General features: G+C 66.5%; 29 protein-coding genes. 23 read left to right on the plus strand and 6 right to left on the minus strand.

Annotation, left to right across the window (positions count from 1 at the left end; all coding sequences use genetic code 11):
- Window positions 1–15: 15 nt before the first annotated feature.
- Window positions 16–864, minus strand: coding sequence for a 3-hydroxybutyryl-CoA dehydrogenase (locus BMY35_RS32900; protein ID WP_093208457.1), 849 nt, complete (start codon window positions 862–864; stop codon window positions 16–18).
- 173 nt (window positions 865–1037) lie between these two features.
- Between BMY35_RS32900 and purT the strand changes: the two genes are divergently transcribed.
- The 10 genes from purT (at window position 1038) to BMY35_RS32950 (ending at window position 11802) form a co-directional block, all read left to right on the plus strand.
- Entirely contained in the window at window positions 1038–2240 is a 1203-nt protein-coding gene (purT, locus tag BMY35_RS32905; protein ID WP_093208460.1) for a formate-dependent phosphoribosylglycinamide formyltransferase, read from the plus strand.
- Window positions 2241–2646: 406 nt separating this feature from the next.
- Window positions 2647–3588, plus strand: a complete 942-nt coding sequence (locus BMY35_RS32910; protein WP_093208462.1) for an alpha/beta hydrolase — start codon at window positions 2647–2649, stop codon at window positions 3586–3588.
- Between the two features lie 111 nt (window positions 3589–3699).
- The gene (locus BMY35_RS32915; protein ID WP_093208465.1) at window positions 3700–4530 is read left to right on the plus strand and encodes a helix-turn-helix domain-containing protein; all 831 of its coding nucleotides are present in this window, start codon (window positions 3700–3702) and stop codon (window positions 4528–4530) included.
- 18 nt (window positions 4531–4548) lie between these two features.
- Window positions 4549–5424: a branched-chain amino acid ABC transporter permease gene (locus BMY35_RS32920; protein WP_093208467.1), complete on the plus strand. Its 876-nt coding sequence runs from the start codon at window positions 4549–4551 to the stop codon at window positions 5422–5424.
- A gap of 7 nt (window positions 5425–5431) precedes the next feature.
- Window positions 5432–6508, plus strand: a complete 1077-nt coding sequence (locus tag BMY35_RS32925) for a branched-chain amino acid ABC transporter permease (RefSeq protein ID WP_093208470.1) — start codon at window positions 5432–5434, stop codon at window positions 6506–6508.
- Window positions 6505–7326 carry an ABC transporter ATP-binding protein gene (locus tag BMY35_RS32930; protein WP_093208473.1) on the plus strand — a complete coding sequence of 274 codons (822 nt, stop codon included), beginning with the start codon at window positions 6505–6507 and terminating at the stop codon, window positions 7324–7326. The genes BMY35_RS32925 and BMY35_RS32930 overlap by 4 nt, the downstream gene beginning before the upstream one ends.
- A gap of 169 nt (window positions 7327–7495) precedes the next feature.
- Window positions 7496–8269, plus strand: coding sequence for an ABC transporter ATP-binding protein (locus BMY35_RS32935; protein ID WP_093208475.1), 774 nt, complete (start codon window positions 7496–7498; stop codon window positions 8267–8269).
- Window positions 8270–8274: 5 nt separating this feature from the next.
- The gene (locus BMY35_RS32940; RefSeq protein WP_093208477.1) at window positions 8275–10134 is read left to right on the plus strand and encodes an AMP-dependent synthetase/ligase; all 1860 of its coding nucleotides are present in this window, start codon (window positions 8275–8277) and stop codon (window positions 10132–10134) included.
- Between the two features lie 34 nt (window positions 10135–10168).
- Window positions 10169–11332, plus strand: coding sequence for an ABC transporter substrate-binding protein (locus tag BMY35_RS32945; RefSeq protein WP_093208479.1), 1164 nt, complete (start codon window positions 10169–10171; stop codon window positions 11330–11332).
- 8 nt (window positions 11333–11340) lie between these two features.
- A complete protein-coding gene (locus BMY35_RS32950) occupies window positions 11341–11802 on the plus strand; it encodes an EVE domain-containing protein (protein WP_093208482.1) in 462 nt (153 codons plus the stop codon).
- Between the two features lie 13 nt (window positions 11803–11815).
- On the opposite strand, the gene BMY35_RS32955 is transcribed toward BMY35_RS32950, so the two are convergent.
- Together BMY35_RS32955 and BMY35_RS32960 are read right to left on the minus strand one after the other, a co-directional pair.
- A complete protein-coding gene (locus BMY35_RS32955) occupies window positions 11816–12469 on the minus strand; it encodes a MarC family protein (protein WP_019657800.1) in 654 nt (217 codons plus the stop codon).
- Window positions 12470–12472: 3 nt separating this feature from the next.
- Window positions 12473–13219, minus strand: a complete 747-nt coding sequence (locus tag BMY35_RS32960; RefSeq protein WP_093208484.1) for an SDR family oxidoreductase — start codon at window positions 13217–13219, stop codon at window positions 12473–12475.
- 73 nt (window positions 13220–13292) lie between these two features.
- Between BMY35_RS32960 and BMY35_RS32965 the strand changes: the two genes are divergently transcribed.
- Window positions 13293–13895 (plus strand): 2-hydroxychromene-2-carboxylate isomerase, encoded by a 603-nt coding sequence (locus BMY35_RS32965; RefSeq protein WP_093208538.1) that lies wholly within the window; start codon window positions 13293–13295, stop codon window positions 13893–13895.
- Between the two features lie 47 nt (window positions 13896–13942).
- Window positions 13943–14626: a dienelactone hydrolase family protein gene (locus BMY35_RS32970; RefSeq protein WP_093208487.1), complete on the plus strand. Its 684-nt coding sequence runs from the start codon at window positions 13943–13945 to the stop codon at window positions 14624–14626.
- An 82-nt stretch (window positions 14627–14708) separates the two neighbouring features.
- Here BMY35_RS32970 and BMY35_RS32975 read toward each other — a convergent pair whose 3' ends face one another.
- Complete coding sequence (locus BMY35_RS32975; RefSeq protein ID WP_093208489.1) at window positions 14709–15614, minus strand: LysR family transcriptional regulator; 906 nt, start codon at window positions 15612–15614, stop codon at window positions 14709–14711.
- A gap of 133 nt (window positions 15615–15747) precedes the next feature.
- Here BMY35_RS32975 and BMY35_RS32980 point away from each other — a divergent pair, with 133 nt between their 5' ends.
- Entirely contained in the window at window positions 15748–16089 is a 342-nt protein-coding gene (locus tag BMY35_RS32980) for an alpha/beta hydrolase (RefSeq protein ID WP_093208491.1), read from the plus strand.
- 221 nt (window positions 16090–16310) lie between these two features.
- Window positions 16311–16679 carry a DUF4148 domain-containing protein gene (locus BMY35_RS32985; RefSeq protein WP_093208493.1) on the plus strand — a complete coding sequence of 123 codons (369 nt, stop codon included), beginning with the start codon at window positions 16311–16313 and terminating at the stop codon, window positions 16677–16679.
- Between the two features lie 97 nt (window positions 16680–16776).
- On the opposite strand, the gene BMY35_RS32990 is transcribed toward BMY35_RS32985, so the two are convergent.
- Both BMY35_RS32990 and hemB read right to left on the minus strand, forming a co-directional pair.
- Complete coding sequence (locus BMY35_RS32990; protein ID WP_093208496.1) at window positions 16777–17952, minus strand: magnesium transporter CorA family protein; 1176 nt, start codon at window positions 17950–17952, stop codon at window positions 16777–16779.
- 20 nt (window positions 17953–17972) lie between these two features.
- Window positions 17973–18986, minus strand: coding sequence for a porphobilinogen synthase (gene hemB, locus BMY35_RS32995; protein WP_256230307.1), 1014 nt, complete (start codon window positions 18984–18986; stop codon window positions 17973–17975).
- Window positions 18987–19328: 342 nt separating this feature from the next.
- Here hemB and BMY35_RS33000 point away from each other — a divergent pair, with 342 nt between their 5' ends.
- The 9 genes from BMY35_RS33000 to BMY35_RS33040 form a co-directional block, all read left to right on the plus strand.
- A complete protein-coding gene (locus BMY35_RS33000; protein WP_093208501.1) occupies window positions 19329–19757 on the plus strand; it encodes a CopD family protein in 429 nt (142 codons plus the stop codon).
- 16 nt (window positions 19758–19773) lie between these two features.
- Window positions 19774–20901: a VanZ family protein gene (locus BMY35_RS33005; protein ID WP_093208541.1), complete on the plus strand. Its 1128-nt coding sequence runs from the start codon at window positions 19774–19776 to the stop codon at window positions 20899–20901.
- A gap of 58 nt (window positions 20902–20959) precedes the next feature.
- Window positions 20960–21313, plus strand: a complete 354-nt coding sequence (locus BMY35_RS33010; RefSeq protein ID WP_093208502.1) for a (2Fe-2S) ferredoxin domain-containing protein — start codon at window positions 20960–20962, stop codon at window positions 21311–21313.
- Between the two features lie 35 nt (window positions 21314–21348).
- Complete coding sequence (locus BMY35_RS33015) at window positions 21349–21981, plus strand: alpha/beta hydrolase (RefSeq protein ID WP_093208505.1); 633 nt, start codon at window positions 21349–21351, stop codon at window positions 21979–21981.
- Window positions 21982–22021: 40 nt separating this feature from the next.
- Window positions 22022–23191: a D-alanyl-D-alanine carboxypeptidase family protein gene (locus BMY35_RS33020; RefSeq protein WP_093208507.1), complete on the plus strand. Its 1170-nt coding sequence runs from the start codon at window positions 22022–22024 to the stop codon at window positions 23189–23191.
- Window positions 23192–23403: 212 nt separating this feature from the next.
- Window positions 23404–23781, plus strand: coding sequence for a 30S ribosomal protein S12 (rpsL, locus tag BMY35_RS33025; protein ID WP_013543948.1), 378 nt, complete (start codon window positions 23404–23406; stop codon window positions 23779–23781).
- 152 nt (window positions 23782–23933) lie between these two features.
- Entirely contained in the window at window positions 23934–24407 is a 474-nt protein-coding gene (rpsG, locus tag BMY35_RS33030; protein ID WP_007829591.1) for a 30S ribosomal protein S7, read from the plus strand.
- 95 nt (window positions 24408–24502) lie between these two features.
- Window positions 24503–26602: an elongation factor G gene (gene fusA, locus BMY35_RS33035; protein ID WP_093208510.1), complete on the plus strand. Its 2100-nt coding sequence runs from the start codon at window positions 24503–24505 to the stop codon at window positions 26600–26602.
- A gap of 141 nt (window positions 26603–26743) precedes the next feature.
- The coding region (locus BMY35_RS33040) for a GTP-binding protein (protein WP_038111923.1) at window positions 26744–26833 on the plus strand (90 nt) is incomplete at its 3' end.

The raw sequence follows: 26833 nt of genomic DNA on the forward strand, positions 1-26833 counted from the left end.
TTATGGCTGCGCGGCTCAGTAGGTGTAGACGCCGCGGCCCGTCTTGCGGCCCAGCTGGCCGGCGGCGACCATTTCCTTCAGCAGCGGGCAGGGGCGGTACTTCGAGTCGCCGAACTGCTCGAGGTAGACCTCCATCACGGCCAGGCACACGTCCAGGCCGATCATGTCAGCCAGCGCCAGCGGGCCGATGGGCTGGTTGCAGCCCAGCTTCATGCCGGCGTCGATGTCTTCCGCCGTGGCGATGCCCTCGGACAGCACGAAGAAGGCCTCGTTGATCATCGGCACCAGGATGCGGTTGACCACGAAGCCCGGGGCGTTCTTCACGGTGATCGGCGACTTGCCCAGGCGCTCGGCCAGTTCCTTCACCGTGTCGTGCGTGGCGTCGCTCGTGAGGTAGCCGCGAATGAGTTCCACCAGCGCCATCATCGGCACCGGGTTGAAGAAGTGCATGCCGATGAAGCGGTCGGCGCGCGAGGTGGCCGCGGCCAGCTGGGTGATCGAGATCGACGAGGTGTTCGAGGCGATGATGACCTCCGGCGCCAGCATGTCGTCGACTTGCTTGAGGATCTTGAGCTTGAGCGCGTGGTTCTCGGTGGCGGCCTCGATGACCAGCTGGGCGCTCTTCAGGTCTTCGTAGTTGGTCGAGCCCTTGATGAGCGCCAGCGCGGCGGTCTTCTGCTCGGCCGTGAGCTTTTCCTTCTTGATCAGGCGGTCGAGGCTGCCCGACACCGTGGCCAGGCCCTTGTCGACCGCCGCCTGGGCGATGTCGACCATCACCACCTTCACGCCGGCCACCGCGCAGGCCTGCGCGATGCCGTTGCCCATCGTTCCGGCGCCGATGATGCCTACAGTCTGGATAGCCATGAGAGAACTCCTTGAGAAAGCGAAAAAAAAATGGGGGAGCGCGGCTGGCGCCGCGACAGGACATCGATTGTGAAGCAGCCCCGCGGCCCGGCCGTTGCCGTGTGCGACAGCGCCGGCCGCCGGTGGCTTACAGTGCTGCGGTTGCTTTTTTCCGCTCTTTTCGACTTCCGACCATGACCACCCTCGGCACCCCCCTTTCCCCCTCCGCAACCCGCGTGATGCTCCTGGGCTCCGGCGAACTCGGCAAGGAGGTGCTGATCGCCCTGCAGCGCCTCGGCGTCGAGACCATCGCCGTCGACCGCTACGAGAACGCCCCCGGCCAGCAGGTGGCGCACCATGCCCGCACCATCACCATGAGCGACCCGGCGCAGCTGAAGGCGCTGATCGAGGCCGAGAAGCCCGCGCTGGTGGTGCCCGAGATCGAGGCCATCGCCACGCCCATGCTGCAGGAGCTGGAAGAAGCCGGCACCGTGCGCGTGATCCCCACCGCCCGCGCCGCCCGCCTGACGATGGACCGCGAAGGCATCCGCCGCCTGGCCGCCGAGACGCTGGGCGTGCCGACCAGCCCCTACAAGTTCTGCGACTCGCTGGCCGAGCTGCAGGCGGCCATCGACGGCGGCATTGGGTACCCCTGCATCGTCAAGCCCGTCATGAGCAGCTCCGGCAAGGGCCAGAGCAAGATCGACGGCCCTGCCGACGTGCAGAAGGCCTGGGACTACGCCATGGCCGGAGGGCGGGTCAGTCATGGCCGCGTGATCGTCGAGGGCTTCATCGACTTCGACTACGAGATCACCCTGCTGACCGTGCGCGCCAAGGACGCCAGCGGCTCCGTGCAGACCCAGTTCTGCGACCCCATCGGCCACGTGCAGGTGAGCGGCGACTACGTGGAAAGCTGGCAGCCGCACCCCATGGCTCCCGCCGCGCTACAGAAGGCGCAGCAGATCGCGCAGGCCGTCACGGCCGACCTGGGCGGCCAGGGCCTGTTCGGCGTCGAGCTCTTCGTGAAGGGCGACGAGGTCTGGTTCAGCGAGGTCAGCCCGCGCCCGCACGACACCGGCATGGTCACCATGGCCACCCAGTGGCAGAACGAGTTCGAGCTGCATGCGCGCGCCATCCTCGGCCTGCCGGTCGACACCTCGCTCAAGAGCCCGGGCGCCAGCGCGGTGATCTACGGCGGCGTGGACGCCACCGGCATCGCCTTCGACGGTGTGGCCAAGGCGCTGCAGGTGCCCGGCAGCGAAGTGCGCCTGTTCGGCAAGCCCGAGAGCTTCACCAAGCGCCGCATGGGCGTGGCGCTCGTGCACGCCGCCGACACCGATACCGCCCGCAAGCTCGCCAAGGAAGCTGCCTCGCGCGTGAAGCCCCGCAAGGCGTAGCCAGTTTCCGCAAGCCGCGCCGCAGTGGCGCAGGCATGGTGCTAGGGTGAATCGACATTCAAACGTGGCCGCGAAGGACGAATGCCGGGTGCAGTGCAAGGCGCGGTGAGCGCCGCGTAGCTCGGCTACGCAAGCGAGCCGCAACGCCGCAATGCGCCCGGCATTCGTCCTTCCCTCCGGGTTGGCCCGCCTTGCACCCGCCTGCTTTGTCGGCCGGCTTGACCAGAGATGACTCTGGCCTGCGCCGCCCTTCGCGCATCCGGGTGCAAGGCGGGCCAACGCGGCCACGTTTGAATGTCGATTCACCCTAGGCTTGCCGGGCCCGGTCGGGTGCGGGTGCGTGCGGATACCGCGCGACCCCGTTGCCTTCCACACTGGAAGCTCGCAACGATCCACCGGAGACACCATGCTGCATCCCCAGGCGCGCGCCCTGCTGGACTTCATCGAGGCGCGCGGCATTCCGCCGACGCACACCCTGTCGCCCGCCGACGCGCGGGCCTTCTACCGCGAGCGCCGCACCGCCATGCAGCCGCTGCCGCCCGAAGTGGCCGAGGTGCGAGACCTCGCCGCCGACGGGCCGCACGGCACCATCCCGGTGCGCCTGTACCGGCCGGCAGGCTCCGGCGTGGGCCCGCTGCCTGTGCTCGTTTACTACCACGGCGGCGGCTGGGTCATCGGCGACCTCGACACGCACGACGTGCTGTGCCGCGAGCTGGCCAACGGCGCGGGCTGCGCGGTGGTCGCGGTCGACTACCGCATGGGCCCGGAGCACAGATTTCCCGCCGCCGTCGACGACGTGCTGGCCGCCACCCGCTGGGTGCGCCGCGAAGCCGCCGCGCTGGGGCTCGATGCGAACCGCCTGGCCGTGGGCGGCGACAGCGCGGGCGGCAACCTCGCGGCGGTGGTGTCGATCGCGGCGCGCGATGCGGGCGACCTGCCCATCGTCTACCAGCTGCTGATCTACCCGGCCACCGACATGCGGCGCGGCCACGCATCGCACCAGGCCAACGGGCAGGGCTATCTGCTGACGGCGGACACCATCCGCTACTTCCACGACCACTACATCACCGACCCGAAGCACGACCTCGACTGGCGCGCTTCGCCGCTGCTGCATCCGGATCTTTCGAAGCTGCCGCCGGCGCTGGTGCTCACCGCCGGCTACGACCCGCTGCGCGACGAAGGCGCCGCGTATGCCGAGGCGCTCACCGCCGCCGGCAACAGCGCGGTCTACGTGTGCTTCGAGCGGCAGATCCACGGCTTCGTGCCCATGGGCAAGGTGCTCGACGAGGCCAACGCGGCGGTCGCGCTGTGCGCCGCCGAACTGCGCCGGGCCTTCGCCAGAGCCTAGGGAAAGTCCCCGCGCAAATCGATACCGCCCGGGCGGCGCCCGCCGCTACGATCCAGCCAACAAAAGACGCCACCACGCAGTGGCAGTCCACCGATGCAGGAGACAAACACCATGCAGCGAACGAGGACGACGCCGCCCGGCCGCGGCGCCGAGAGGCAAGGGGAACGCCTGATGTGGCTCACGCCGCATCGCGTGTTCTACGCCGGCCTGCTCGGTGCCGCCGCCGAGCGCACGATGGGCGGACACGGCGTGTGCGTGTCGCCCGCCGGCGCGCCGCCTATCCGCATCCGCATCGGTGGCGGCGCGTGGCAAAGCGGTGAGCTCATCGTCGTGCCGCCGCATGTGCCACACCAGGTCGAGAGCGCGCATCCGCTGATCCTCAGCCTGATCATCGAATCTGAATCGGTCGACCCCGCGCGCATGCCGGCGTTCCTGCAGCACTGCGGCCCGGTCGATGCGCCGGCCTTCGTGCAACGCGTGCGCGATGCCCATGCACATCTGCTCGCGGCTTCGGCGCGCGGCACGGACTTCGAGGGCTTCGACTTCGACGCGACGTTCTTCGGCGAAGCGCTCGCGCCGCGCGCGCTCGACCCGCGCATCCGCAAGGTGGCCGAGGCCATCAACGCCGACCCCGCCGCGCCGATGTCGGCCGAGGAGTGCGCGGCCTCGGTGCACCTGTCGTTCTCGCGCTTCCTGCACCTGTTCAAGCAGGAGACCGGCATGGCCTTCCGCGCCTTCAGGGCCTGGAAGCGCGCGCGCAGCCTGCTGCGCTACGTGCGCCAGAGCTGCACGCTGACCGACATCGCGCTCGACACCGGCTACCCCGACTCGACGCACTTCAGCCATTCGATCCGGCAGGTCTACGGCCTCAAGCCCAGCGACATCGTGGCCGGCTCGCGCCGCCTCGCGCTGCACGACGCGGCCGGCGGCTTCCGGCAGTAAGCGCGGCGGAAGGGGCCCATGCAGATCCTCCAACTCCTGCTGTCGGGCATCGCGCAAGGTTGCATCTATGGCCTGATCGCGCTGGGCTTCGTGCTCATCTACAAGGCCACCGAGACGGTGAGCTTCGCGCAGGGCGACCTGATGATGCTCGGGGCTTTCGGCGCGTTCGCGGGCATGTCGCTGTTCGGCGTGCCGTTCTGGCTCGCGGCCATCCTCGCGGTGGTGGCGATGGCGGCCTTCGGCGTGCTGCTGGAACTGGTGGTGATACGGCCCATCCTCGGGCAGCCGCAGTTCTCCATCGTGATGCTGACCATCGGCATCGCCTACGTGGCGCGCGGGCTCGTCACCATGGTGCCGGGCATAGGCACCGACACGCACACGCTGGCCGTGCCCTACAAGGACCAGATCTGGAAGCTGGGCGAGCTTGTCGTGAACCTGGAGCAGTTCGTCATCATCGTCGCCACGGCCATCCTGTGCGGCCTGCTGTTCGCGATGTTCCGCTACAGCAAGCTGGGCATCGCGATGCAGGCCTCGTCGCAGAACCAGCTGGCGGCCTACTACATGGGCATTCCGGTGAAGCGGCTCAACGGGCTGGTGTGGGGCTTGGCGGCGGCGGTGGCGGCCATCGCGGGCATGCTGCTCGCGCCCATCACCTTCGTGCACGCCAACATGGGCTTCATCGGGCTCAAGGCCTTTCCGGCGGCGGTGGTAGGTGGCTTCGGCAGCCTGCCGGGGGCGATCGTCGGCGGGCTGGTGATCGGCATCGTCGAATCGTTCGCGGGCTTCTACCTGCCCGACGGGTTCAAGGACACGGCGCCGTACATCGTGGTGCTGCTGATGCTGATGATCAAGCCGAACGGCCTGTTCGGCGAGAAGCTCCGCAAGAAGGTGTAAGTCTCGTATGCGCTTCATCTTCAAGACAAGCTACGACCAGGACGTCCGCCTCGCCAAGCACGGCGGGCATGTGTTCTGGTACGGCCTGCTCGTGGCCTTCCTGCTGGCCGCGCCGTGGATCATCGACGAGTACTGGCTCGCTCAGCTGACCTTCGTGCTGATCTACGGCATCGTCGGGCTGGGGCTGATGCTGCTGGCCGGCTTCACGGGGCAGTTCTCCATCGGGCATGCGGCCTTCCTCGGTGCGGGGGCGTACACGCAGGGCGTGCTGACGAATCTCGGCGTGCCGTTTCCGATCGCGTTGATTGCGGCGGCTGCGTTGTCGGCGGCCGTCGGCGTGGTGGTCGCGCTGCCGGCGCTGCGCGTGAAGGGCATCTACCTCGGCATCGCGACGCTGTCGTTCGGCTTCATCGTCGAGGAAGTGTTCGCGCGCTGGGAGAGCATGACGGGCGGCAACGCCGGGCTGCACGTGAAGTCGCCGCAGCTCTTCGGCTGGTCGCTGGGCTCAGGCGAGGGCTTCTACTTCCTGTGCCTCGTGGTGGCCGTGCTCGCGACGCTGGGCATCCTGAATCTGCTGCGCTCGCCGACGGGGCGGGCCTTTGTCGCCATCCGCGATTCGGAGATCTCGGCGCAGAGCATGGGCATCCATCTCGCGCGCTACAAGACGATGTCGTTCGCGATCTCGGCCGCGCTGGCGGGGCTGGGCGGAGCGCTGTATGCGCACAAGCTGAGCTTCATTTCGCCGGACCAGTTCAGCATCCTGCAGTCGATCGACCTGCTGCTGATGGTGGTGATCGGCGGGCTGGGCTCGGTGCACGGCGCCTTCCTGGGCGCGATCTTCCTGATCGCGATGCCGCAGCTGATTTCCATCGGCAAGGACTGGCTGCCGGCGGCCATCGGGCAGGCGCCGGGTCTGCAGGGGCTCGTGTACGGCCTGGTGCTGATCGCGTTCGTGCTGTTCGAGCCGCTGGGCCTGTACGGCCGCTGGCTGAAGATCCGCACCTGGCTGCAACTCTTCCCGTTCTACCGCAAGGGCCTGTTCAAGCGGCAGAAGTCCTTCACCAAGTCGGACCGACTGAGATGAGCAGCGGCGACATCCTTCTTTCCGCACGGGATCTGAGCGTTCGCTTCGGCGGCGTGCTCGCGGTCAACAAGGTGAGCTTCGACGTGCGGCGCGGCGAGGTGTTCACGCTGATCGGGCCGAATGGCGCGGGCAAGACGACGGTGTTCAACCTGATCAGCCGCATCTACACGCCGACCACGGGCACGATCGAGTGGCATGGCGAGGCGGGCGGGCCGATCGCGCTGACGCAGCAGGCGCCGCATTCGATCGCGGCCCTGGGCATAGCGCGCACCTTCCAGAACATCGAGCTGTTCGAGCATGCGACGGTGCTGCACAACCTGCTGATCGGCCGGCACACGCATCGGCAGACGGGCTTCTGGAGCGAGGTCTTCTTCACGCCCGCCACGCGACGCGCGGAGATCGCGGCGCGCGAGAAGGCGGAGCAGGTGATCGAGCTGCTCGATCTTCAGCACCATCGCGATTCGATGGTGGCTGGGCTGCCCTACGGCGTTCGCAAGGTGGTGGAGCTGGCGCGGGCTCTGTGCACCGAGCCGAAGCTGCTGCTGCTCGACGAGCCTTCGTCCGGCCTCAACGTGGAGGAGACGGCCGACATGGCCTTCTGGATCCAGGACATCCAGCACGAGCTGGGCGTGTCGGTGCTGATGGTCGAGCACGACATGTCGCTCGTCTCCAAGGTGTCGGACCGGGTGCTCGCGATGAACCAGGGCGAGGTGCTGGCGACCGGTTCCCCTGGCGAGGTGCAGGCCGACCCTCGCGTCATCGAGGCCTACCTCGGGACCGTGGACGACGTGAGCAGCCTGAGGAGGGTGGCGGCATGAGTGCTTCGTTCGCTACCTCTTCGGGAGCGCCCGGCATGCGGTACGGCGCGGTCGCCCCCACTATGCCGGCCGCTTCGCGGCTCCCCTGCGGTGCTCGCGTTTCGGCGGCACAGAGGGGGCGACCGCACCGCACCGCATGCCGGGCCTGGCTGGGTGTTGGAGGACGGATATGAGCGACGCAGTCCTCCAGCTCATGAACGTCGAGAGCGCCTACGGCCCCATCAAGGCCATCAGGGGCGTGAGCCTGCGGGTGCGGCAGGGCGAGATCGTGACCGTGCTCGGCTCCAACGGCGCGGGCAAGACGACCATTCTCAAGACCATCTCCGGGATCATCGACCCGCGCAAGGGCAGCATCGAGTTCCAGGGCAAGGACATCACCGCCAAGGACCCGGCCTTCATCGTGCAGCAGGGACTGAGCCACGTGCCCGAGGGGCGCGAGGTGTTCCCGCTGCTGTCGGTGAAGGACAACCTGCTGATGGGCGCCTACACCCGCAAGGACCGCGACGGCGTGGCGCGCGACATGGAGACGGTCTACGCCTATTTCCCGATCCTGCGCGAGCGGGCCGCGCAGGACGCGGGGCTTCTTTCGGGCGGTCAGCAGCAGATGCTGGCGATCTCGCGCGCGATCATGGCGGCGCCGCATCTGATCCTGTTGGACGAGCCCAGCCTCGGCCTGAGCCCGAAGCTGACGAAGGAGATCTTCGAGATCGTGGTGCGCATCAACCGCGAGCGCGGCACCACGATCCTGCTGGTGGAGCAGAACGCCAACATGGCGCTCAACGCGGCCGACCACGGCTACGTGCTGGAGAACGGCCGCATCGTGATGGAAGACTCCTGCGAACGCCTGAGGGAGAAGGAAGACATCAAGGAGTTCTACCTCGGCATGAAGGACGACGGCGTGCGCGGCGAGCGGCGCTGGAAAAAGAAGAAGACCTGGAGGTAGTCGCCATGCAGCAAGGACTCTGGGACCTGAACACCTTCGAACCCGGGCGCGACATCGTCGTTCCCGGCGACACCATCCCCGCCATGTTCTGGAACGCCGTGAAGCAGCGCGGCGACAACATCTGGATGCGGCAGAAGAAGCTGGGCATCTGGCGCAGCTGGAGCTGGCACCAGACGGCCGACGCGGTGCGCGAGATCGCAGCGGGGCTGCAGGCCATCGGCTTCGCGCCGGGCGAGTGCGCCTCGATCCTGTCGAACACCGTCATCGAATGGGTGCTCGCCGACCTCGCGGTGCTCAGCTGCGGCGGCGTGTCCAACGGCATCTATCCGACCGACGCGGCCTCGCAGGTGCACTACCTCTGCGAGGACTCGCGCACCACCGTGCTCTTCGTGGAGGACGACGAGCAGCTCGACAAGGCGCTCGAGGTGCGCGCCGGCCTGCCGGGGCTGCGCCGCGTGATCGTGTTCGACATGGAAGGCCTGCGCGAGCTCGACGACGCGGGCGTGATGAGCCTCGACGCGCTGCGCGCCCTGGGCCGCGAGCGCCTGGCGGCCGACCCGCAAACGGTGGAGCGCACGGTCGCGGCTTGCCGTCCGGAAGACCTGGCCATCCTCGTCTACACCTCGGGCACCACCGGCAAGCCCAAGGGCGCGATGCACAGCCACGCCGGGCTCGTGTACACCGCGCGCGGCTACAACACCCTCGTGGCGCAGGACGACAAGGACGAGCGCATGTGCTTCCTGCCGCTGTGCCACATCGCCGAGCGCATGGGCGGCGAGTACTTCGCGATGTACACCGGCTCCATCCTGAACTTCGTCGAGAACCCGGAGACGGTGCCCGAGAACGTGCGCGAGATCGCGCCCACCGTGTTCACCGCGGTGCCGCGCGTGTGGGAGAAGTTCTATTCGGGCGTGATGATCGCGCTGAAGGAAGCGAGCCCGCTGCAGCAGGCGGCCTACAAGTGGAGCATCGGCGTGGGCGGTCAGATCGCCGACCGCGTGCTGGCGGGCGAGGCCGTGGGCACGGGGCTGAAGCTCAAGTTCAGGCTGGCGCGCGCGCTTGCGCTGGACAACGCGCGCAAGCTCATCGGCATCCATCGCTCGCGCTTCCTGGTGACGGGCGCGGCGCCCATTTCGCCCGAGCTGGTGAAGTGGTACCTGGCGCTGGGCGTGCCGATGCTGGAGGTGTGGGGCATGACGGAGTCGTGCGGCGCTTCCACGGCCGTGCCGGCCGCGCGCATCAAGCCGGGATCCATCGGGCCGGCCACCAGCTACAACGAGGTGCGCGTCGATCCCGCAACAGGCGAGATCCTGGTGCGCGGCCCCAATGTCTTCATGGGTTACCTCAACCTGCCGGAGAAGACGGCGGAAACCATCGACGCCGACGGCTGGCTGCACACCGGCGACGTGGGGGTGATGGACGAGGACGGGTATTTCCGCATCACCGACCGGATGAAAGACATCATCATCACGGCGGGTGGGAAGAACGTGACGCCGAGCGAGCTGGAGAACGAGCTCAAGTTCAGCCTCTACATCACCGATGCAGTGGTCATCGGCGACAGGAAGCCCTACCTCACGGTGATCGTCATGATCGACCAGGAGAACGTCGAGAAGTTTGCGCAGGACAACGACGTGCCGTTCAGCAACTACGAGAGCCTGACGCGCGCCAAGGAAGTGCAGGATTTGATCCAGGGCGAGATCGATCGCGTCAACGCCAAGTTCGCTCGCGTCGAGCAGATCAAGAAGTTCTTTCTGCTCGAGACGCAGCTCAGCGCGGAGGACGAGGAGCTCACGCCCACGATGAAGCTCAAGCGCAAGCTGGTGCAGGCCAAGTACGCCGAGCGCATAGAAGCCATGTATCGGTGATTCGTTTTTTTCGTCAACCCGAGGAGACAACCGCATGAAGCTCAAGACACTGACGACGCTGGCCGTGCTGGGACTGATCGCGACGTTCGCGTCGGCGCAGCAGCAGGGCGTGACCAAGGACGAGATCCGCATCGGCACCATCCAGGATTTGTCGGGTCCGCTCGCGGGCTTCGGCAAGCAGGCGCGCAACGGCATGCAGCTGCGCGTGGACGAACTCAACGAGCAGGGCAACCTCAACGGACGCAAGCTCAAGCTGTTCGTGGAGGACTCGGGCTACGACCCGAAGAAGGCCGTGCTGGCGGCGCAGAAGCTGGTGAACCAGGAAAAGATCTTCATCATGGCCGGCCATATCGGCACCGCGCAGAACATGGCGGCGATGCCGGTGCAGTTCGACAAGAACATCGTCAACTACATGCCCATCACGGCGGCGCGCGAAATGTACGAGCCGCTGAACCGGCTGAAGTATTCGTTCGCGGCCACGTACTACGACCAGATCAGGCTGGCGTTGCCGAAGATGATCAAGGACAAGGGCGCCAAGAAGGTCTGCACCATCTACCAGGACGACGAGTTCGGCCTGGAGGTGCAGCGCGGCGCCGAGGCGGGCCTGAAGGCCGCGGGCATGGAGCTGGCCGAGAAGACCTCCTTCAAGCGCGGCGCCACCGACTTCAGCTCGCAGGTCGCGAAGATGAAGGCCGCCAATTGCGACCTCGTGGTGCTCGGCACCATCATCCGCGAGACCATCGGCACCGTGGGCGAGGCGCGCAAGACCGGCTTCAACCCGACCTTCCTGGGCTCGAGCGCGGCCTACACCGACCTGATCCACAAGCTCGGCGGCAAGGCGATGGACGGCGTCTACGCCACCATGACGGTGCAGAACCCCTACACCGACGAACAGTCGCAGCCGCTGCGCTTCTGGGCCAACAAGTACAAGACCAAGTTCAACGAGGACCCGACCGTGTTCTCGGTGTACGGCTACGTGATCATCGACTCGTTCATCAAGGCCGCGACCAAGGCCGGCCCGAACCTCACGACCGACAGCTTCATCAAGGCCATGGACAGCATGACCTTCGAGCCCGACATGTTCGGCAGCCCGAAGAGCAGCTACACGGCCACGAAGCGCCTGGGGAACGACCAGTCCCGTTTGTCGCAGATCAAGGACGGGAAATGGGTCGTCGTGTCTGACTATGTGACACCATAACGGGCACCATGCCCAATTACTGGTTGATGAAATCCGAGCCCGACGAGGTCTCGATCGACGATGCGCTCGCCGCGCCCGACGCCACCGTGGCGTGGACCGGCGTGCGCAACTATCAGGCACGCAACTTCATGCGCGACGGCATGAAGGTCGGCGACGGCGTGCTGTTCTATCACTCGAGCTGCCCGGAGCCGGGCATTGCCGGCATCGCGCGGGTGGCCTCGGGCATCAAGCCCGATCCGACGCAGTTCGACGCGAAGTCGCCCTACTACGACGCGGCCTCGAAGAAGGACGATCCGCGCTGGCTGCTGGTGGACGTGCAGGCGCTGCGCAAGACGCGCCTGCTGGCGCTGCCCGAGTTGCGCGCGAAGCCCGAGCTGGCCGATCTGGTGGTGCTGCGCAAGGGCAACCGGCTGTCGATCACGCCGGTCGAACCCGCGCACTGGAAGGTCATCGAGAAGATGCTGGCCTGAACTGCCCGGCTTTTCAGCCGAGCTTGTTCAGTATGGGGAACAGCTTGCCGAGCCCGTCGGCCATCACCTCGACCGCCAGCGCGGCGAGGATCAGCCCCATCAGCCTCGTCATGATGTTGATGCCGGTCTTGCCCAGCACGCGCGCGATCGGCTGCGCGAGCGAGAAGGCCAGGGCGGTGGCCAGCGCCACCACCACGCCGTAGCCGACCAGGATCGCGAGCTCCCACAGGTGCTGCGCCTTGTCGGCGTAGATCACCACCGTGGAGATGGTGGCCGGCCCGGTGAGCAGCGGAATGGTGAGCGGCACCACCGCGATCGACGCGCCCATCGACGCTTTCACCTCGGTGGCGCGAAGCTCTTCCACGTTGGTCTTGCTCTCGGCCGGCTTCGCGTTGAGCATCGACAGCGAACTCATGAGCAGCAGCAGACCGCCGCCGACCTGGAAGCTCGCGATGGAAATGCCGAAGAAGGACAGCAGCTGCAGCCCCAGCAGCGCGCTGACGGCGATGACGACGAAGGCGCTGAAGGCCGACATGCGCACCGTGTGGCGGCGCTGCGCGTCGCTGTAGCCCTGCGTGTAGTGGATGAAGAAGGGCACGATGGCCAGCGGATTCACGATAGCCACCAGCGTCACCAGCGGCTTGATCAGGTCCATCGAGGTGCTCATGGGTCAGCGGCCTCCGGTGACGTCGAGCAGTGCGGTGGTGGTGTAGCTGGCCTCGGGCGAGAGCAGCCACATGATGGCGCCGGCGATCTCCTCGGCAGTGCCGGTGCGCTTCATGGGCACGGTGGGCGCGAGTTCGAAGGCGCGGTCGGGCAGGCCGCCGGAGGCATGGATCTCGGTGTCGATCAGGCCGGGGCGCACCGCGTTGACGCGGATGCCTTCCTCGGCCACTTCCTTGGCCAGGCCGATGGTGAAGGTGTCGATGGCGCCCTTGCTGGCGGCGTAGTCGACGTACTGGCCCGGCGATCCCAGCCGCGCGGCGCCGCTGGAGATGTTGACGATGGCGCCGCCCGAGCCGCCGTAGCGGGTGCTCATGCGCCGCACGGCCTCGCGCGCGCAGACGAAGCTGCCGATCACGTTGATGCGGAACATGCGCTCCAGCCTTGCCACGCTCATTTCGTCGACGCGCGCCGTCACGTCGACCACGCCGGCGTTGTTGACCAGGGCCGTGAGGCGGCCGAACCGGGCGTCGACCTTGCGGAACATGGCCGTGACCTGCGCCTCGTCGCCCACGTCGGCCTGCACGGCCATGGCGTTGCCGCCGCCGTCGCGGATGGTGCGCACGACTTCGTCGGCGGCCAGCGAGTTGGTGGCGTAGTTGACGGCCACCGCGTAGCCGCGACTGGCCGCGAGCAGGGCGGTGGCGGCGCCGATGCCGCGGCCGCCGCCCGTGATCAATAGCACCTGGTCCAAAACCTACCTCCTGCAGAGAAACTGCGTGTCAGTTAAAACGGCCGGCTTGGATTACATCACCGGGGGCATGCGCATGAGCACCAAGACGATCGACTATTACTTTGCGCCACAGAGCCCGTGGACCTATCTGGGGCATTCCCGCTTTGCGGCGATTGCCGCGGCCGCCGGCGCCACGGTGCGCGTGCGGCCCATCGACATGGGCAGCGTGTTCCCGGTGTCCGGCGGGCTGCCGCTGGGCAAGCGCGCGCCGCAGCGCCAGGCCTACCGGCTGGTCGACCTGGCGCGCTGCTCGAGCCATCTGGGCCTGCCGCTGAACGTCAAGCCGAAGTTCTTTCCCGTGGCCAGCGACGACGCGGCCCGGATCATCATCGCGGTCGACATGCACGACGGCACCGAGGCCGCGATGCGCATGTGCGCGGCGGTGTTCCAGGCCGTGTGGGTGCAGGAGCGCAACATCGGCGACCCGAAGGTGCTCGACTCGCTGGTCGTCGAATGCGGGCTGTCGCCCAAGCGCGGCGAGCAGTCGCAGAGCCAGGCGGTGCAGGAGCGCTACGAGGCCTACACGCAGGAGGCCATCGATACACAGGTGTTCGGTGCGCCGAGCTACGTGATCGACGGCGAAATTTTCTGGGGGCAGGACCGCCTCGACTTCGTCGAGCGGGCGCTGCGCCCGTAACCCCGGCATTTACTTATTTATCTATCTGCCATTCAGGAGCAAGACACATGGGTCAATTCATCGATCTCAAGGCCAAGGACGGCCTCACCTTTCCCGCCTACGTGGCCGAGCCCGCGGGCAAGCCGCGCGGTGCCGTCGTCGTGGTGCAGGAAATCTTCGGCGTGAACTCGCACATCCGCTCGGTGGCCGACGGCTATGCGGCCGAAGGCTACCTGGCCGTGGCGCCGTCGACCTTCCAGCGCGTCAAGCCGGGCGTGGAACTGGGCTACTCGGAAGACGACATGAAGAACGGCTTCGGCCTGAAGACGGCGGTCGAGGCGCTGCCGGCGCCGGGCGTGCTGCAGGACATCGAGGCTGCCATCGCCTATGCGTCGAAGGCCGGCAAGGTGGGCATCGTCGGCTACTGCTGGGGCGGCCTGCTGACGTGGCGCGCCGCTGCGCTGCTGCCCGGCCTGTCCGCGGCGGCGCCCTATTACGGCGGCGGCATGACCTCGCCGGAAGAAACGGCGCGCCAGCCCAAGGTGCCGGTGCTCGCGCACTTCGGCAACCAGGACCACTGGATTCCGCTGGACTCCGTCGAGGCCTTCAAGAAGGCGCATCCGGAAGTGGAAGTGCACGTGTACCCGGTGGGCCACGGCTTCAACTGCGACCAGCGCGGCTCGTACGACGCCGAGGCCGCCAGGCTGGCGCGCGAGCGCACGCTGGCGTTCTTCGCGAAGCACGTCGGCTGACGCTTCTCGGCAAGCAGAAGAAAAGCCCGGCATGCCGGGCTTTTTTCATGGCGCCTGTCTTTGCTGTCTCTACTGTCTCTATCTACTTCCGCTTGAGGCCGGGGCCTTCGCCCACGCGCGTCTGCAGGAAGTCGAGCAGCGCCCGCAGCGCGGCGCTGTTGTGTCGCCGCTGGAGGTACGCGGCCGAGAGCCACATGTCCTTGCGCGTGTAGTCCTGCAGCACCGGCACCAGTTCGCCATGCTCGATGTGCGACTGCACGAGGATCGACGGCAGGTAGATCACGCCGAATCCGCGCATCGCGACGCGGATCAGCGGCGCGCCCTCGGTGCAGTCCATGCGGCTCTTGACGTGCACGTCCAGGGGCTGGCCGTCGTCGTCGAAGCGCCACACCGGCTGCGCGCCGAGCAGGGAGTGGGTGAGGGCGTCGTGCGCGGCCAGGTCGCGCGGATGCTCGGGCTTGCCGTGCTTCTTCCAGTAGATGGGCGAGGCGCAGACCACCATTTCCATGCGCCGGAGCTTGCGCACGATGAGGTTGGCGTCTTCCACCGGGCCGCTGCGGATGTCGACGTCGATGCCTTCTTCGGCCAGATCGACCGTGCGGTTCGTCAGCTGCAGGCTGATGCTCACGTCCGGGTAGTAGCGCATGAAGTCGGCCAGCAGGTTGGGGAACTCGCCATTGCCCATGCCGTGCGGCGCCGAGATCCGCAGCCGCCCGCCGGGCTGGCTGGCGCGCTCCTGCAGCTCGGCCTGGGTGAGCTCGACCATCTCCAGCACCGGCGTGCTGCGCTCCAGCAGCAACTGGCCGGCGTCGGTGAGGCTCACGGAGCGCGTGGAACGATTGAGAAGACGCACGCCGAAGCGGGTTTCCAGCTCGGCCACATACTTGCTGACGGTGGCCTTCGACATGTCCAGCCTCTTGGCTGCCTGGGAGAAGCTGCCGTGCGAGGCGACTTCCCGGAAGGTTCTGATCAGATCGAGGCTGTCCATGGGGATGGGTCCATTGTTTCCGTTTTGGGAACGCGATGGTTCGATTCTCCCGGGTTTTTCCTAGCCGGCCTGGGCGACACTTCGGTTACACGCCAGCGTCGCCAGCCCGGCCGGGCCGCTGGAAGGAATTGAAATGAAGACCTCGAACCTCATTGCCGCCGCCGTCCTGTCGCTGCTTGCCGCCTCCGGCGCGCAGGCGCAGGGCGCGCAACAGGGCTTCGAGCCGGTGCAGCCGCTCAGGGCCGTCATCAGCCGGACCGACGTGGTGGCCGGCGCGGATGCGGCGGCGCGCGAAGGCAATGTCTACGGCGACGTCGTGGCGGCGCCCCTGGTTTCGCGGCCGAGTTCGCGCGATCGGGCCTCGGTCCGTGCCGAGGCGGTGTCCGCGGCCCACGCGCCGAACCAGAACCTGGACCGCCGCGCCTTCGTCAACAGCGAAGTGCCGCCGCAGTTCCAGGCAGCGCCCCGGCCATAGGCCGGAAGTCCTCTCCTCTCGAAAAGACCGGGCCGGTGCGAATCGGCCCGGTTTTTTGCTTTGCATGCCTTGATGTCGGCATTGTTTCAATAGAGGAAACACGGTGTCTCTGAACCGAGTGTTCCGGCAGCGCCGTTCGCCCGGAAACTCGCCGCACAGGCAAGCCAACCAGCAAGCCTGGTGGACGAACCATCCGAACACCCTCCCTAGGAGAACTGAATATGAAGACCTCGCAAATCCTCGCCGCTGCTGCCCTGACCCTGCTGGCCGTTACCGGCGCTCAAGCTGAAACGTACGAAGGCGTGAACACCGCCGTCTCGACCAAGAGCCGCGACGAAGTCAACGCCGAAGCCGTGCGCACCGCATCGGCTCCCAACCAGAACGTGACCCGCGGTTCGCGCGGCCCGGAAACGGTCGCCGTGTCGAAGGACCGTTCGATCGTCGAAGCCGAAGCCGTTCGCACCGCCTACGCTCCCGACCAGAACGTGACCAGCGGTTCGCGCGTGAACAGCAAGGTCATCTCGACCATGCCCCACCCGATGGACGCTCGCGTTCAGGCCCAGCAAGGTTCGGGCGCCGTTGCCAAGTAATCGAAGCAATTGAAGCGGTCCTCCGGGACTGCCGAAATGCAAAAGGGCCACGCGAAAGCGTGGCCCTTTTTCTTTGGCGCGGAGGCTGTTGCTGCGGTCAGCGCGTGCGGGCGAGGTAGCGCTTGCGCCAGAAGATCACGACCAGCAGCACGGCGATGACCAGCATCGACGTCATCGCGATCCAGAAACCGTCGGCCTTGTGCACCAGCGGGATGAACTCGAAGTTCATGCCGAAGATGCCCGCGATGAGGTTCAGCGGCAGGAACACGGCGGTGAGCACCGTCAGCACCCGCATGATGTCGTTGGCGCGGTGGCCCTGGACGCTGAAATGCATCTGCACGGCGGTCTCGGCGTTCTGCTCCAGCCGGTGCACGTGGTGCACCACGCGTTCGATGTGCTCGAGCACGTCGCGGCTGCGGATCATGATGAGCTCCCGCTCGCGCTGCTCCGTCTCGCCCTTGGGCACGGGGAGCGTCTCCAGCGAGTCGATCCAGTCCTGCATGGCGGCGCGTTGGTCCTCGCAGATCTCGTCCAGGTGGTGCAGCGACTGCCGCGCCTCCATCAGCGCGCCCCAGTTGGTGAAGCGGCTGCGCGGGTCGATCAGCTCGGTCTGCCAGTGGTCGAGCTGCTTGGTGAGCTCGCGCCGCAGGTCGAGATATCCGTCGACGATCTGGTTGATGACGCGCAGCATCAGGTCCGAAGGGCTGGTCGGCAGGCGGGCCGAGGTGGCGCGCACGTCGAGCGCCGGGGCGCCGCGGTCGTCGCTCGAGGCGGCCGCCAGCAGCCTGGCGGCGAAGGCGTCGCGCACCGCGCCGTCCTCCGGGTGTACCGACAGCAGCACGCGGTCGAACACCGCGAAGCCGACCGGCCGGGTGTCGACCCGGCGCAGCACGGGCGGGCCGCTACGGGGCTGGCGCGGCGCGGTGGCAGGAGCGGGAGGCGGCGCCTCGTTGGTGCTGCCCTTGCCGTTGCCCAGCGCCGCCTGGCCCTGGCCATTGGCCAGCCGCCGGAACACCAGCACGTCGTACAGCGAGGTGTAGTCGTAGTGCGAGGGCAACTGGTCGTTGAGCAGGTCGGCCACGTGCAGGTCGACCAGCTGCGTCATGCACAGCGTCTGCAGGATCTGCTGCACCTCGGCCAGCGAGGCGCGGAATTCCTCGCGCGTGAGCGAGATCCAGAGATAGCCGCTGGCGCCGCAGGCGCCCGGCACGGTCAGCGGCGCCAGTGCGGCGTGTTCGCTGACCTGCGAACGGTTGATTTCGAAGATGCGCATGCCCGGTTGCCGGCGCGCCGTTACTTCTGCAGCAGGCGCGCGGCGTCGAGCGCGAAGTACGTCAGCACGCCGTCGGCGCCGGCGCGCTTGAAGGCCAGCAGGCTTTCGAGCACCACGGCGTCGTGGTCGAGCCAGCCGTTCTGGGCGGCGGCCTTGAGCATGGCGTATTCGCCGCTCACCTGGTAGGCGAAGGTGGGCACGTGGAACTGGTCCTTCACGCGGCGCACGATGTCGAGGTAGGGCATGCCGGGCTTCACCATCACCATGTCGGCGCCCTCGGCGATGTCGATGGCGACTTCGCGCAGGGCCTCGTCGCTGTTGCCGGGGTCCATCTGGTAGACCTTCTTGTTGCTCTTGCCGAGCGTGGCGGCCGAGCCCACGGCGTCGCGGAAGGGGCCGTAGAAGGCGCTGGCGTACTTGGCGCTGTAGGCCATGATGCGCGTGTGGATGTCGCCGCGGGCTTCCAGCGCGTTGCGGATGGCGCCGATGCGGCCGTCCATCATGTCGCTGGGGGCGACGATGTCCACGCCGGCCTGGGACTGTGCGAGCGCCTGCTTCACCAGGACCTCGACGGTTGCGTCGTTGAGGATGTAGCCGGTGTCGTCGAGCAGGCCGTCCTGGCCGTGGCTGGTGTAGGGGTCGAGGGCGACGTCGGTCATCACCCCCAGCTCGGGAAAGCGCGCCTTGAGGGCGGCCACCACGCGGGGAATCAGCCCGTCGGGGTTGAAGGCCTCGCGGCCGTCGGGCGTTTTGAGGCTGGCGTCGATCACCGGGAACAGCGCCATCACCGGGATGCCGGCCGTCACGCACTGCTCGGCCACGGGCAGGAGCAGGTCGAGGCTCAGGCGGTCCACGCCCGGCATCGAGGGCACGGCATCGCGGCGTTTTTCGCCTTCCTGGACGAACACCGGGTAGATCAGGTCGTTGACCGTCAGTGCGTGCTCGCGCACCAGGTTGCGGGTGAAAGCGTCGCGGCGCAGGCGTCGCGGCCGCCCGGCGGGGAACATGGCCAGGGGGGAAGATGATGACGTCATATACCCAAAATTGTGCCCGAAGCGGTTGTTTACAGCCTCTTGGCACGGGCGTTCGGTTGTCGGACAACTACGGAAATTCGTAGAACCAAGGTTCTCAGTTTTTTGCTTTAAACGTCAAAGAAAGTGCCTCAGTCGCTTGAAACCTTGTTTCGTCTTTGTTAAATTCTGAAGCGGGCGGCTTGCCGCTCCCCGCTTTTCCTCCCTGAGCGGGTGCCTTGATGTGTGACAGCAAAAGGGCTTCCCAGCCCGACGTGAAGACGTCGGGCTTTTTTTTGCCTGTCATACAAGCGGCCCAAGGGGAAACGGGCCGTGGCAGAGAGGGTGCGCCACTAAACTGCCGCCATGCTCTGGGTCAAATCTCTACACATCGTCTTCATTGCAAGCTGGTTCGCGGGGCTGTTCTACCTGCCCCGGATCTTCGTCAATCTGGCGATGGTTCCGCCCGAGTCGGTGGCCGAGCGCGAGCGCCTGCTGCTGATGGCGCGCAAGCTCCTGCGGTTCACGACTTTCCTGGCGGTTCCCGCGATCGGCTTCGGCCTGTGGCTCTGGCTGGGCTACGGCATCGGGCGCGGCCCGGGCAACGGGTGGATGCACGCCAAGCTTGCGCTGGTGCTGGTGGTGATCGGCTATCACCATGGCTGCGCCGTGCTGCTGCGCCGCTTCGCGGCCGGCGAGAACCGGCGCAACGACCGCTGGTTTCGCTGGTTCAACGAGCTGCCGGTACTGCTGCTGCTGGCCATCGTGATCCTGGTGGTCGTCAAGCCGTTCTGAGCGGCCGGTGCAAACGGTGGATCGACCGCACAAGTCCGCCGCGCTCCCCCTGGCGCTGGCGTACGCGGCGCTGATCGTCTACGCCAGCCTCTATCCGTTCGCCGACTGGCGCGACCAGGGAATCGCGCCCTGGGCCTACCTCTCGGCGCCCTGGCCCAAGTACTGGACGGGCTTCGACTTCGCGGTCAACGTGGCGGGCTACGTGCCCTTCGGCTTCCTGTGCGCGCTGGCGGTGCTGCGCACGGGGCGCGCCGCCGGCGTCTGGCGTGCGGTGCTGCGTGCCACGGTGGCGGGAGCGGCGGTTTCGTTCGCCATGGAGACGCTGCAGAGCTACCTGCCCGCGCGCATTCCTTCCAACGTGGACCTGGGGCTCAATACCCTGGGGGCGGTCGTCGGCGCGGTGCTGGCGGCGGGCCTCGAGCGGCTGGGCGCGGTCGCGCACTGGAGCCGCGCGCGCTCGCAGTGGTTCGCCGAGGACTCGCGCGGCGCGCTGGTGCTGCTCGCGCTGTGGCCATTCGCGCTGCTTTTCCCGGCGGCGGTCACCTTCGGGCTCGGGCAAGTGTTCGAGCGGCTCGAGGCGACGATCTCCGAGTGGCTGCTCGACACACCCTTCATCGACTGGCTGCCGGTGCGCCAGTTCGAGCTCGAGCCGCTGGTGCCGGCGGTGGAGCTGCTGTGCGTGATGCTGGGCGCGCTGGTGCCGTGCCTGCTGGGATATCTCGTGGCGCGCTCGGTGGTCCAGCGGGCGGTGCTCCTGCCGCTGACGCTGCTGGCGGGCGTCGCGGCCTCGGCGCTGTCCGCGGCGTTGAGCTACGGGCCCGAGCACGCCTGGGCCTGGCTCGGGCTGCCGGCACAGGTCGGCATGGCCGCGGCCTTCTTCGCCGGCGTGCTGCTGCTGTTCGCACCGCGCCGCCTGTGCGCGGCGCTGCTGCTGATGGGGCTGGTGCTGCAGCTGAGCCTGCTGAACCAGGCGCCCGAGAGCGCGTACTTCGCGCAGACGCTGGCCACCTGGGAGCAGGGGCGCTTCATCCGCTTCCACGGGCTGGCGCAGTGGCTGGGCTGGGTATGGCCCTATGCCGTGCTGGTCTATGTGGTCGTCGCCCTCTCGCGCCGAGGGCGCTCCGGCGCTGTCCCGGCGGCTTGAGCGGCCGTGCCGCGGGGCATGCGGCGTGAATGAAGAGGTCGTTCACTAAAATCCGCCGATGCCCAGCTCCACCCCAGCCGCTCCGTCCGGCTACTACGGCCGCCACATCTTCTTCTGCCTGAACGAGCGCAAGAACGGCGAGGACTCCTGCGCCATGCACAACGCTCAGGAAGGCTTCGACCGCTGCAAGGCGAAGGTCAAGGAAGAGGGGCTATCGGGGCCCGGCAAGGTGCGCGTCAACAAGGCCGGCTGCCTCGACCGCTGCGCGGGCGGGCCGGTGGCCGTGGTGTACCCCGAGGCCGTCTGGTACACCTTCGTCGACAGCGAGGACATCGACGAGATCGTCGAGTCGCACCTGAAGAACGGCCAGGTCGTCGAACGGCTCCTGCTGCCCCCGAACGTGGGACGCTGAACTTTTCCGCCGACCCTCTGCTCGTACCTGCGCCAATGAATTCCCAGACAGAAAAGATCAGCCTCCAGGGCGCCGCCGGCGCGATCGAGGTTCAGCGCGACCAGCCCGCGGGCACCCCGCGCGGCATCGCAGTCATCGCCCATCCGCATCCGCTCTTCGGCGGCACCATGGACAACAAGGTGGTGCAGACGCTGGCGCGTGCCTTCATCGCCACCGGCTGGACCACGTTGCGCTTCAACTTCCGCGGCGTGGGCGCCAGCGAAGGCGTGCACGACGAGGGGCGCGGCGAGCTGGAAGACATGCTGAACGTCGTCGGGCAGCTCGCGCCCGAAGGGCCTCTGGCGATCGCAGGCTTTTCCTTCGGTGCCTTCGTAGCGAGCGGCGCCGTCTCCAGGCTCTGGGCCGAACGCGAGATCCGGCAGATCGTGCTGGTCGGCACGGCCGCGGCGCGCAACAACGTCGCGACGCTGCCCGTCGAGGCGCACGAGCGCACGCTGGTGGTCCATGGCGAAGCCGACGACACCGTGGCCCTGTCCGCCGTGATGGATTGGGCGCGGCCGCAGTCACTTCCTGTCACAGTCATCCCCGGGGGCGGTCATTTCTTTCACGGACAATTGCCGCTGCTCAAGGGTCTGGTCGTCCGCCATCTGCGCGCGGACATCGCTTGAAAGCCTCTCCGGCTTGTTTTCGTCTCTTTCCGAACTCCCAATGAATCGTTTTCTTGGCGCGCTCCGCGCGCTGGTCTTTACCGCCGTCGCCTCCTTCAGCCTGCTCGCCGCCGCCCAGATGCCGGCGCCGCCTGAAATCGCCGCGCGCAGCTATCTGCTGCTGGACGTGACCGCGAACCAGATCCTGGCCCAGAAGGACATCGACAGCCCGGTGGAGCCGGCCTCGCTCACCAAGCTGATGTCCGCCTACCTGGTGTTCGATGCTCTGCGCGCCAAGAAGATCACGCTGACCCAGACCCTGCCGGTCAGCCCGCGCGCCTGGAAGATGCCCGGCTCGCGCATGTTCATCGACCCCAAGATGCAGGTGCCGGTTGAAGACCTGATCAAGGGCCTGATCGTGCAGTCGGGCAACGACGCCACCGTCGCGCTGGCCGAAGGCGTGGGCGGCACGGTCGAGCACTTCGTCGAGATGATGAACGCCCAGGCCAAGGTGCTGGGCATGAAGAACACGACCTACAAGAATCCCGAGGGCCTGACGGCGCCTGGCCACACCACCACGGCCCGCGACCTGAGCATCCTGGCGACCCGCCTGGTGCGCGACTTCCCCGAGGAAGCCAAGTACTACGCGATCAAGAAGTACCGCTACCCGGGCACCCCGTCGACCAACGACACCAATCGCAACCTGCTGCTGTTCCGCGACCCGACCGTCGACGGCCTGAAGACCGGCCATACCGACGCCGCCGGCTACTGCATGATCGCCACCGCCAAGCGCGACTTCCCGAACCTGACTGGCGGGCGCCGCCTGCTGTCGATCGTTCTGGGCACCACGGGCGAGACCGTGCGGGCCAACGAATCGCAGAAGCTCCTGAACTGGGGCTACACGGCCTACGACGCCGTCCGCCTGTTCGACGGCGGCCAGCCGGCCGCCACCCCTGCCGTCTGGAAGGGCAAGGCCAACATCCTGAAGCTGGGTCGTCCAGAGCCTATCGTGGTGGCGGTTCCGACCGGCACGGCCAACAAGATCAAGACCCAGGTGTCGCGTCCCGACCCGCTGGTGGCGCCGTTCACCAAGTACCAGGCGGTCGGTTCGCTCAAGGTCACGCTGGACGACCAGCCTCTGGCCGACGTGCCGCTCGTCGCCCTGGAGCCGGTCGAGCAGGCCGGCGTTTTCGGCCGCGCCTGGGACGCCCTGCGTCTCTGGATCAAGTAAGCCGGAGGGGCGGAAAAGAGGCATAAAGGGCCGCTGGCGGGCATCCGCTGCCGCTGACCTTGCCGTTTCAGGCTCGTTTGCTATACTCGTGGGCTTTTCGGAATTTTCCGAAGGGTTTCACGTTTTCGTCATTCCCGGCCTCCTTGAGTCACGACAAGGGCGGTTTCACAGCCAGGGCCGGGGCGTTTCTCGTTTTGGGGACTTTTTAATTCATGCCAACCATCAATCAACTGGTGCGTCAGGGTCGAACGGTCGAAAAGATCAATTCGAAGAGCCCTGCCATGCAGAACTCGCCGCAACGTCGCGGTGTCTGCACCCGCGTCTACACCACGACGCCGAAGAAGCCGAACTCGGCGCTTCGTAAAGTTGCCAAGGTCCGCCTGACCAACGGCTTCGAAGTCATTTCCTACATCGGCGGCGAAGGCCACAACCTCCAGGAACACAGCGTCGTGCTGGTCCGCGGCGGTCGTGTCAAGGACTTGCCCGGTGTGCGCTACCACATCGTTCGCGGTTCGCTCGACCTGCAAGGCGTGAAAGACCGCAAGCAGTCGCGTTCCAAGTACGGCGCGAAGCGTCCCAAGAAGGCCTGATAGGTCTTCCTGTCGTAAAAAACAAACGGTGTTCGGTTACCTTGGCGGGTACATCGAACGAAGTGACCCACTGTCGGGTCGAGTAAGTGAGAGTCCTGACTGGCTCTCGCGGCCCCGGAAACGGTGCCAACTGAAGCAAAGAGGTTAGAAAAATGCCACGTCGTCGCGAAGTCCCCAAACGTGAAATCCTGCCGGATCCCAAGTACGGCAATGTCGAGCTGTCCAAATTCATGAACGTGATCATGGAAGGCGGCAAGAAGGCTGTTGCCGAGCGCATCATCTACGGTGCCCTCGACTTCATCGAGAAGAAGAACCCGGACAAGGACCCCCTCGAGGCGTTCACCGTTGCCATCAACAACGTGAAGCCGATGGTCGAAGTGAAGTCGCGTCGCGTCGGCGGTGCGAACTACCAGGTGCCGGTCGAAGTCCGCCCCGTCCGCCGCCTCGCCCTGTCGATGCGCTGGATCAAGGAAGCCGCCCGCAAGCGCGGCGAGAAGTCGATGGCCCTGCGTCTGGCCAACGAACTGATGGAAGCCACCGAAGGCCGTGGCGGCGCGATGAAGAAGCGCGACGAAGTGCACCGCATGGCAGAAGCCAACCGCGCCTTCAGCCACTTCCGCTTCTAAAAACCAAACTTCGCTTGGGCGTTGGGTGTCGAGTGACGGGTGCAAAGCCCGTTCTCGAGGCCCAGCGCTCAACGCATTTAACCCGAAAGTAAATCATGTCCCGCAAGACCCCCATCGAGCGCTACCGCAACATCGGCATCTCCGCGCACATCGACGCCGGCAAGACCACGACGACCGAACGTATCCTGTTCTACACCGGTGTGAACCACAAGATCGGTGAAGTGCACGACGGTGCCGCCACGATGGACTGGATGGAGCAAGAGCAAGAGCGCGGTATCACGATCACCTCGGCTGCCACCACCTGCTTCTGGAAGGGCATGGCCCAGAATTTCCCCGAGCACCGCATCAACATCATCGACACCCCCGGCCACGTGGACTTCACCATCGAGGTGGAGCGTTCCATGCGCGTGCTGGACGGTGCCGTGATGGTCTATGACGCCGTCGGCGGCGTGCAGCCCCAGTCGGAAACCGTCTGGCGCCAGGCCAACAAGTACAAGGTGCCCCGTCTCGCGTTCGTCAACAAGATGGACCGTACCGGCGCGAACTTCCTGCGCGTTCGCCAGATGATGATCGACCGCCTGAAGGCCAACCCGGTCGTGATCCAGATCCCGATCGGTGCCGAGGACAAGTTCCAGGGCATCGTCGACCTCGTGAAGATGAAGGCCATCATCTGGGACGAAGACAAGGGCGTGACCTTCACCTACGGTGAGATCCCGGCCGACCTGGTCGATGTCTGCAACGAATACCACGAGAAGTTGGTCGAGGCCGCCGCCGAATCGAGCGAAGACCTCATGAACAAGTACCTCGAAGGCGAAAAGCTCTCCGAAGAGGAAATCAAGAAGGCCCTGCGCCAGCGCACCATCGCCGGCGAAATCCAGCCGATGCTTTGCGGCTCGGCCTTCAAGAACAAGGGCGTGCAGGCCATGCTCGACGCCGTGATCGAGTACATGCCCGCTCCGACGGACATTCCCCCGGTGGCTGGCACCGACGAAAGCGAAGCACCGGTGGTGCGCCAGGCCGACGACGAGGAGAAGTTCTCGGCGCTCGCGTTCAAGCTGATGACCGACCCCTTCGTCGGCCAGCTGACCTTCGTGCGCGTGTACTCGGGCGTGCTCTCCAAGGGTGACAGCGTCTACAACCCGGTGCGCGGCAAGAAGGAACGCATCGGCCGTATCGTGCAGATGCACGCCAACAATCGCGAAGAAGTCAGCGAAATCCGCGCCGGCGACATCGCCGCTTGCGTGGGTCTGAAGGAAGTGACCACGGGCGAAACCCTGTGCGATCCGGATTCCGTCGTGACGCTGGAGCGCATGGTGTTCCCCGAGTCGGTGATCTCGCAGGCCGTCGAGCCCAAGACCAAGGCCGACCAGGAAAAGATGGGCATCGCCCTGCAGCGCCTGGCACAGGAAGACCCGTCGTTCCGCGTCAAGACCGACGAGGAATCGGGCCAGACCATCATCTCGGGCATGGGCGAGCTCCACCTCGAAATCATCGTGGACCGCATGAAGCGCGAGTTCGGCGTGGAAGCCAACGTGGGCAAGCCGCAGGTGGCCTACCGCGAAACGATCCGCAAGACCGTCGAAGAAGCCGAAGGCAAGTTCGTTCGCCAGTCGGGCGGCAAGGGCCAGTACGGTCACGTGGTGCTCAAGATCGAACCCCAGGAAGCCGGCAAGGGCTTCGAGTTCGTCGACGCCATCAAGGGCGGTGTGGTTCCTCGCGAATACATTCCCGCAGTGGAAAAGGGCGTCGTGGAAGCGCTGACGCAAGGCGTGCTGGCGGGCTACCCCGTCGTGGACGTCAAGGTCACGCTGCACTTCGGTTCGTACCACGACGTGGACTCGAACGAAATGGCGTTCAAGATGGCCGCGATCTTCGGCTTCAAGGAAGGTGCCCGCAAGGCCAACCCCGTGATCCTCGAGCCGATGATGGCCGTGGAAGTCGAGACGCCTGAAGACTACGCCGGCAACGTGATGGGCGACCTGTCGTCCCGCCGCGGCATGGTGCAGGGCATGGACGACATGGTCGGTGGCGGCAAGGCCATCAAGGCAGAAGTGCCGCTGTCGGAAATGTTCGGCTACTCGACCACGCTGCGTTCGATGTCGCAAGGCCGCGCCACGTACACGATGGAGTTCAAGCACTACGCCGAAGCTCCCCGCAACGTCGCCGAAGCCATCGTGGCCGCTCGCGCTAAGTAAGCTTTTTACGAATCAGGGCTGCGCAGTGCGCAGCCCTTCCTGTCTGCGATCCGGTGCCGCCCTGTTCCCGTGCGGGGCGAACCAGCAACCGGATGCAGACATAAAACCAATACACGGGACTGCTCTTTCAAGGATTGAAAAATGGCAAAAGGTAAATTCACCCGCACCAAGCCGCACGTGAACGTGGGCACGATCGGTCACGTCGACCACGGCAAGACCACGCTGACGGCT

Origin of the sequence: Variovorax sp. YR750 (assembly GCF_900109805.1) — a bacterium.
Lineage (GTDB): Bacteria > Pseudomonadota > Gammaproteobacteria > Burkholderiales > Burkholderiaceae_C > Variovorax > Variovorax gossypii.

Coding starts and splice junctions, on each gene's coding strand:
- BMY35_RS32900 (WP_093208457.1), bottom strand. CDS start 864: ATGGCTATCCAGACTGTAGGCATCATCGGCGCCGGAACGATGGGCAAC.
- purT (WP_093208460.1), top strand. CDS start 1,038: ATGACCACCCTCGGCACCCCCCTTTCCCCCTCCGCAACCCGCGTGATG.
- BMY35_RS32910 (WP_093208462.1), top strand. CDS start 2,647: ATGCTGCATCCCCAGGCGCGCGCCCTGCTGGACTTCATCGAGGCGCGC.
- BMY35_RS32915 (WP_093208465.1), top strand. CDS start 3,700: ATGCAGCGAACGAGGACGACGCCGCCCGGCCGCGGCGCCGAGAGGCAA.
- BMY35_RS32920 (WP_093208467.1), top strand. CDS start 4,549: ATGCAGATCCTCCAACTCCTGCTGTCGGGCATCGCGCAAGGTTGCATC.
- BMY35_RS32925 (WP_093208470.1), top strand. CDS start 5,432: ATGCGCTTCATCTTCAAGACAAGCTACGACCAGGACGTCCGCCTCGCC.
- BMY35_RS32930 (WP_093208473.1), top strand. CDS start 6,505: ATGAGCAGCGGCGACATCCTTCTTTCCGCACGGGATCTGAGCGTTCGC.
- BMY35_RS32935 (WP_093208475.1), top strand. CDS start 7,496: ATGAGCGACGCAGTCCTCCAGCTCATGAACGTCGAGAGCGCCTACGGC.
- BMY35_RS32940 (WP_093208477.1), top strand. CDS start 8,275: ATGCAGCAAGGACTCTGGGACCTGAACACCTTCGAACCCGGGCGCGAC.
- BMY35_RS32945 (WP_093208479.1), top strand. CDS start 10,169: ATGAAGCTCAAGACACTGACGACGCTGGCCGTGCTGGGACTGATCGCG.
- BMY35_RS32950 (WP_093208482.1), top strand. CDS start 11,341: ATGCCCAATTACTGGTTGATGAAATCCGAGCCCGACGAGGTCTCGATC.
- BMY35_RS32955 (WP_019657800.1), bottom strand. CDS start 12,469: ATGAGCACCTCGATGGACCTGATCAAGCCGCTGGTGACGCTGGTGGCT.
- BMY35_RS32965 (WP_093208538.1), top strand. CDS start 13,293: ATGAGCACCAAGACGATCGACTATTACTTTGCGCCACAGAGCCCGTGG.
- BMY35_RS32970 (WP_093208487.1), top strand. CDS start 13,943: ATGGGTCAATTCATCGATCTCAAGGCCAAGGACGGCCTCACCTTTCCC.
- BMY35_RS32975 (WP_093208489.1), bottom strand. CDS start 15,614: ATGGACAGCCTCGATCTGATCAGAACCTTCCGGGAAGTCGCCTCGCAC.
- BMY35_RS32980 (WP_093208491.1), top strand. CDS start 15,748: ATGAAGACCTCGAACCTCATTGCCGCCGCCGTCCTGTCGCTGCTTGCC.
- BMY35_RS32985 (WP_093208493.1), top strand. CDS start 16,311: ATGAAGACCTCGCAAATCCTCGCCGCTGCTGCCCTGACCCTGCTGGCC.
- BMY35_RS32990 (WP_093208496.1), bottom strand. CDS start 17,952: ATGCGCATCTTCGAAATCAACCGTTCGCAGGTCAGCGAACACGCCGCA.
- hemB (WP_256230307.1), bottom strand. CDS start 18,986: ATGACGTCATCATCTTCCCCCCTGGCCATGTTCCCCGCCGGGCGGCCG.
- BMY35_RS33000 (WP_093208501.1), top strand. CDS start 19,329: ATGCTCTGGGTCAAATCTCTACACATCGTCTTCATTGCAAGCTGGTTC.
- BMY35_RS33010 (WP_093208502.1), top strand. CDS start 20,960: ATGCCCAGCTCCACCCCAGCCGCTCCGTCCGGCTACTACGGCCGCCAC.
- BMY35_RS33015 (WP_093208505.1), top strand. CDS start 21,349: ATGAATTCCCAGACAGAAAAGATCAGCCTCCAGGGCGCCGCCGGCGCG.
- BMY35_RS33020 (WP_093208507.1), top strand. CDS start 22,022: ATGAATCGTTTTCTTGGCGCGCTCCGCGCGCTGGTCTTTACCGCCGTC.
- rpsL (WP_013543948.1), top strand. CDS start 23,404: ATGCCAACCATCAATCAACTGGTGCGTCAGGGTCGAACGGTCGAAAAG.
- rpsG (WP_007829591.1), top strand. CDS start 23,934: ATGCCACGTCGTCGCGAAGTCCCCAAACGTGAAATCCTGCCGGATCCC.
- fusA (WP_093208510.1), top strand. CDS start 24,503: ATGTCCCGCAAGACCCCCATCGAGCGCTACCGCAACATCGGCATCTCC.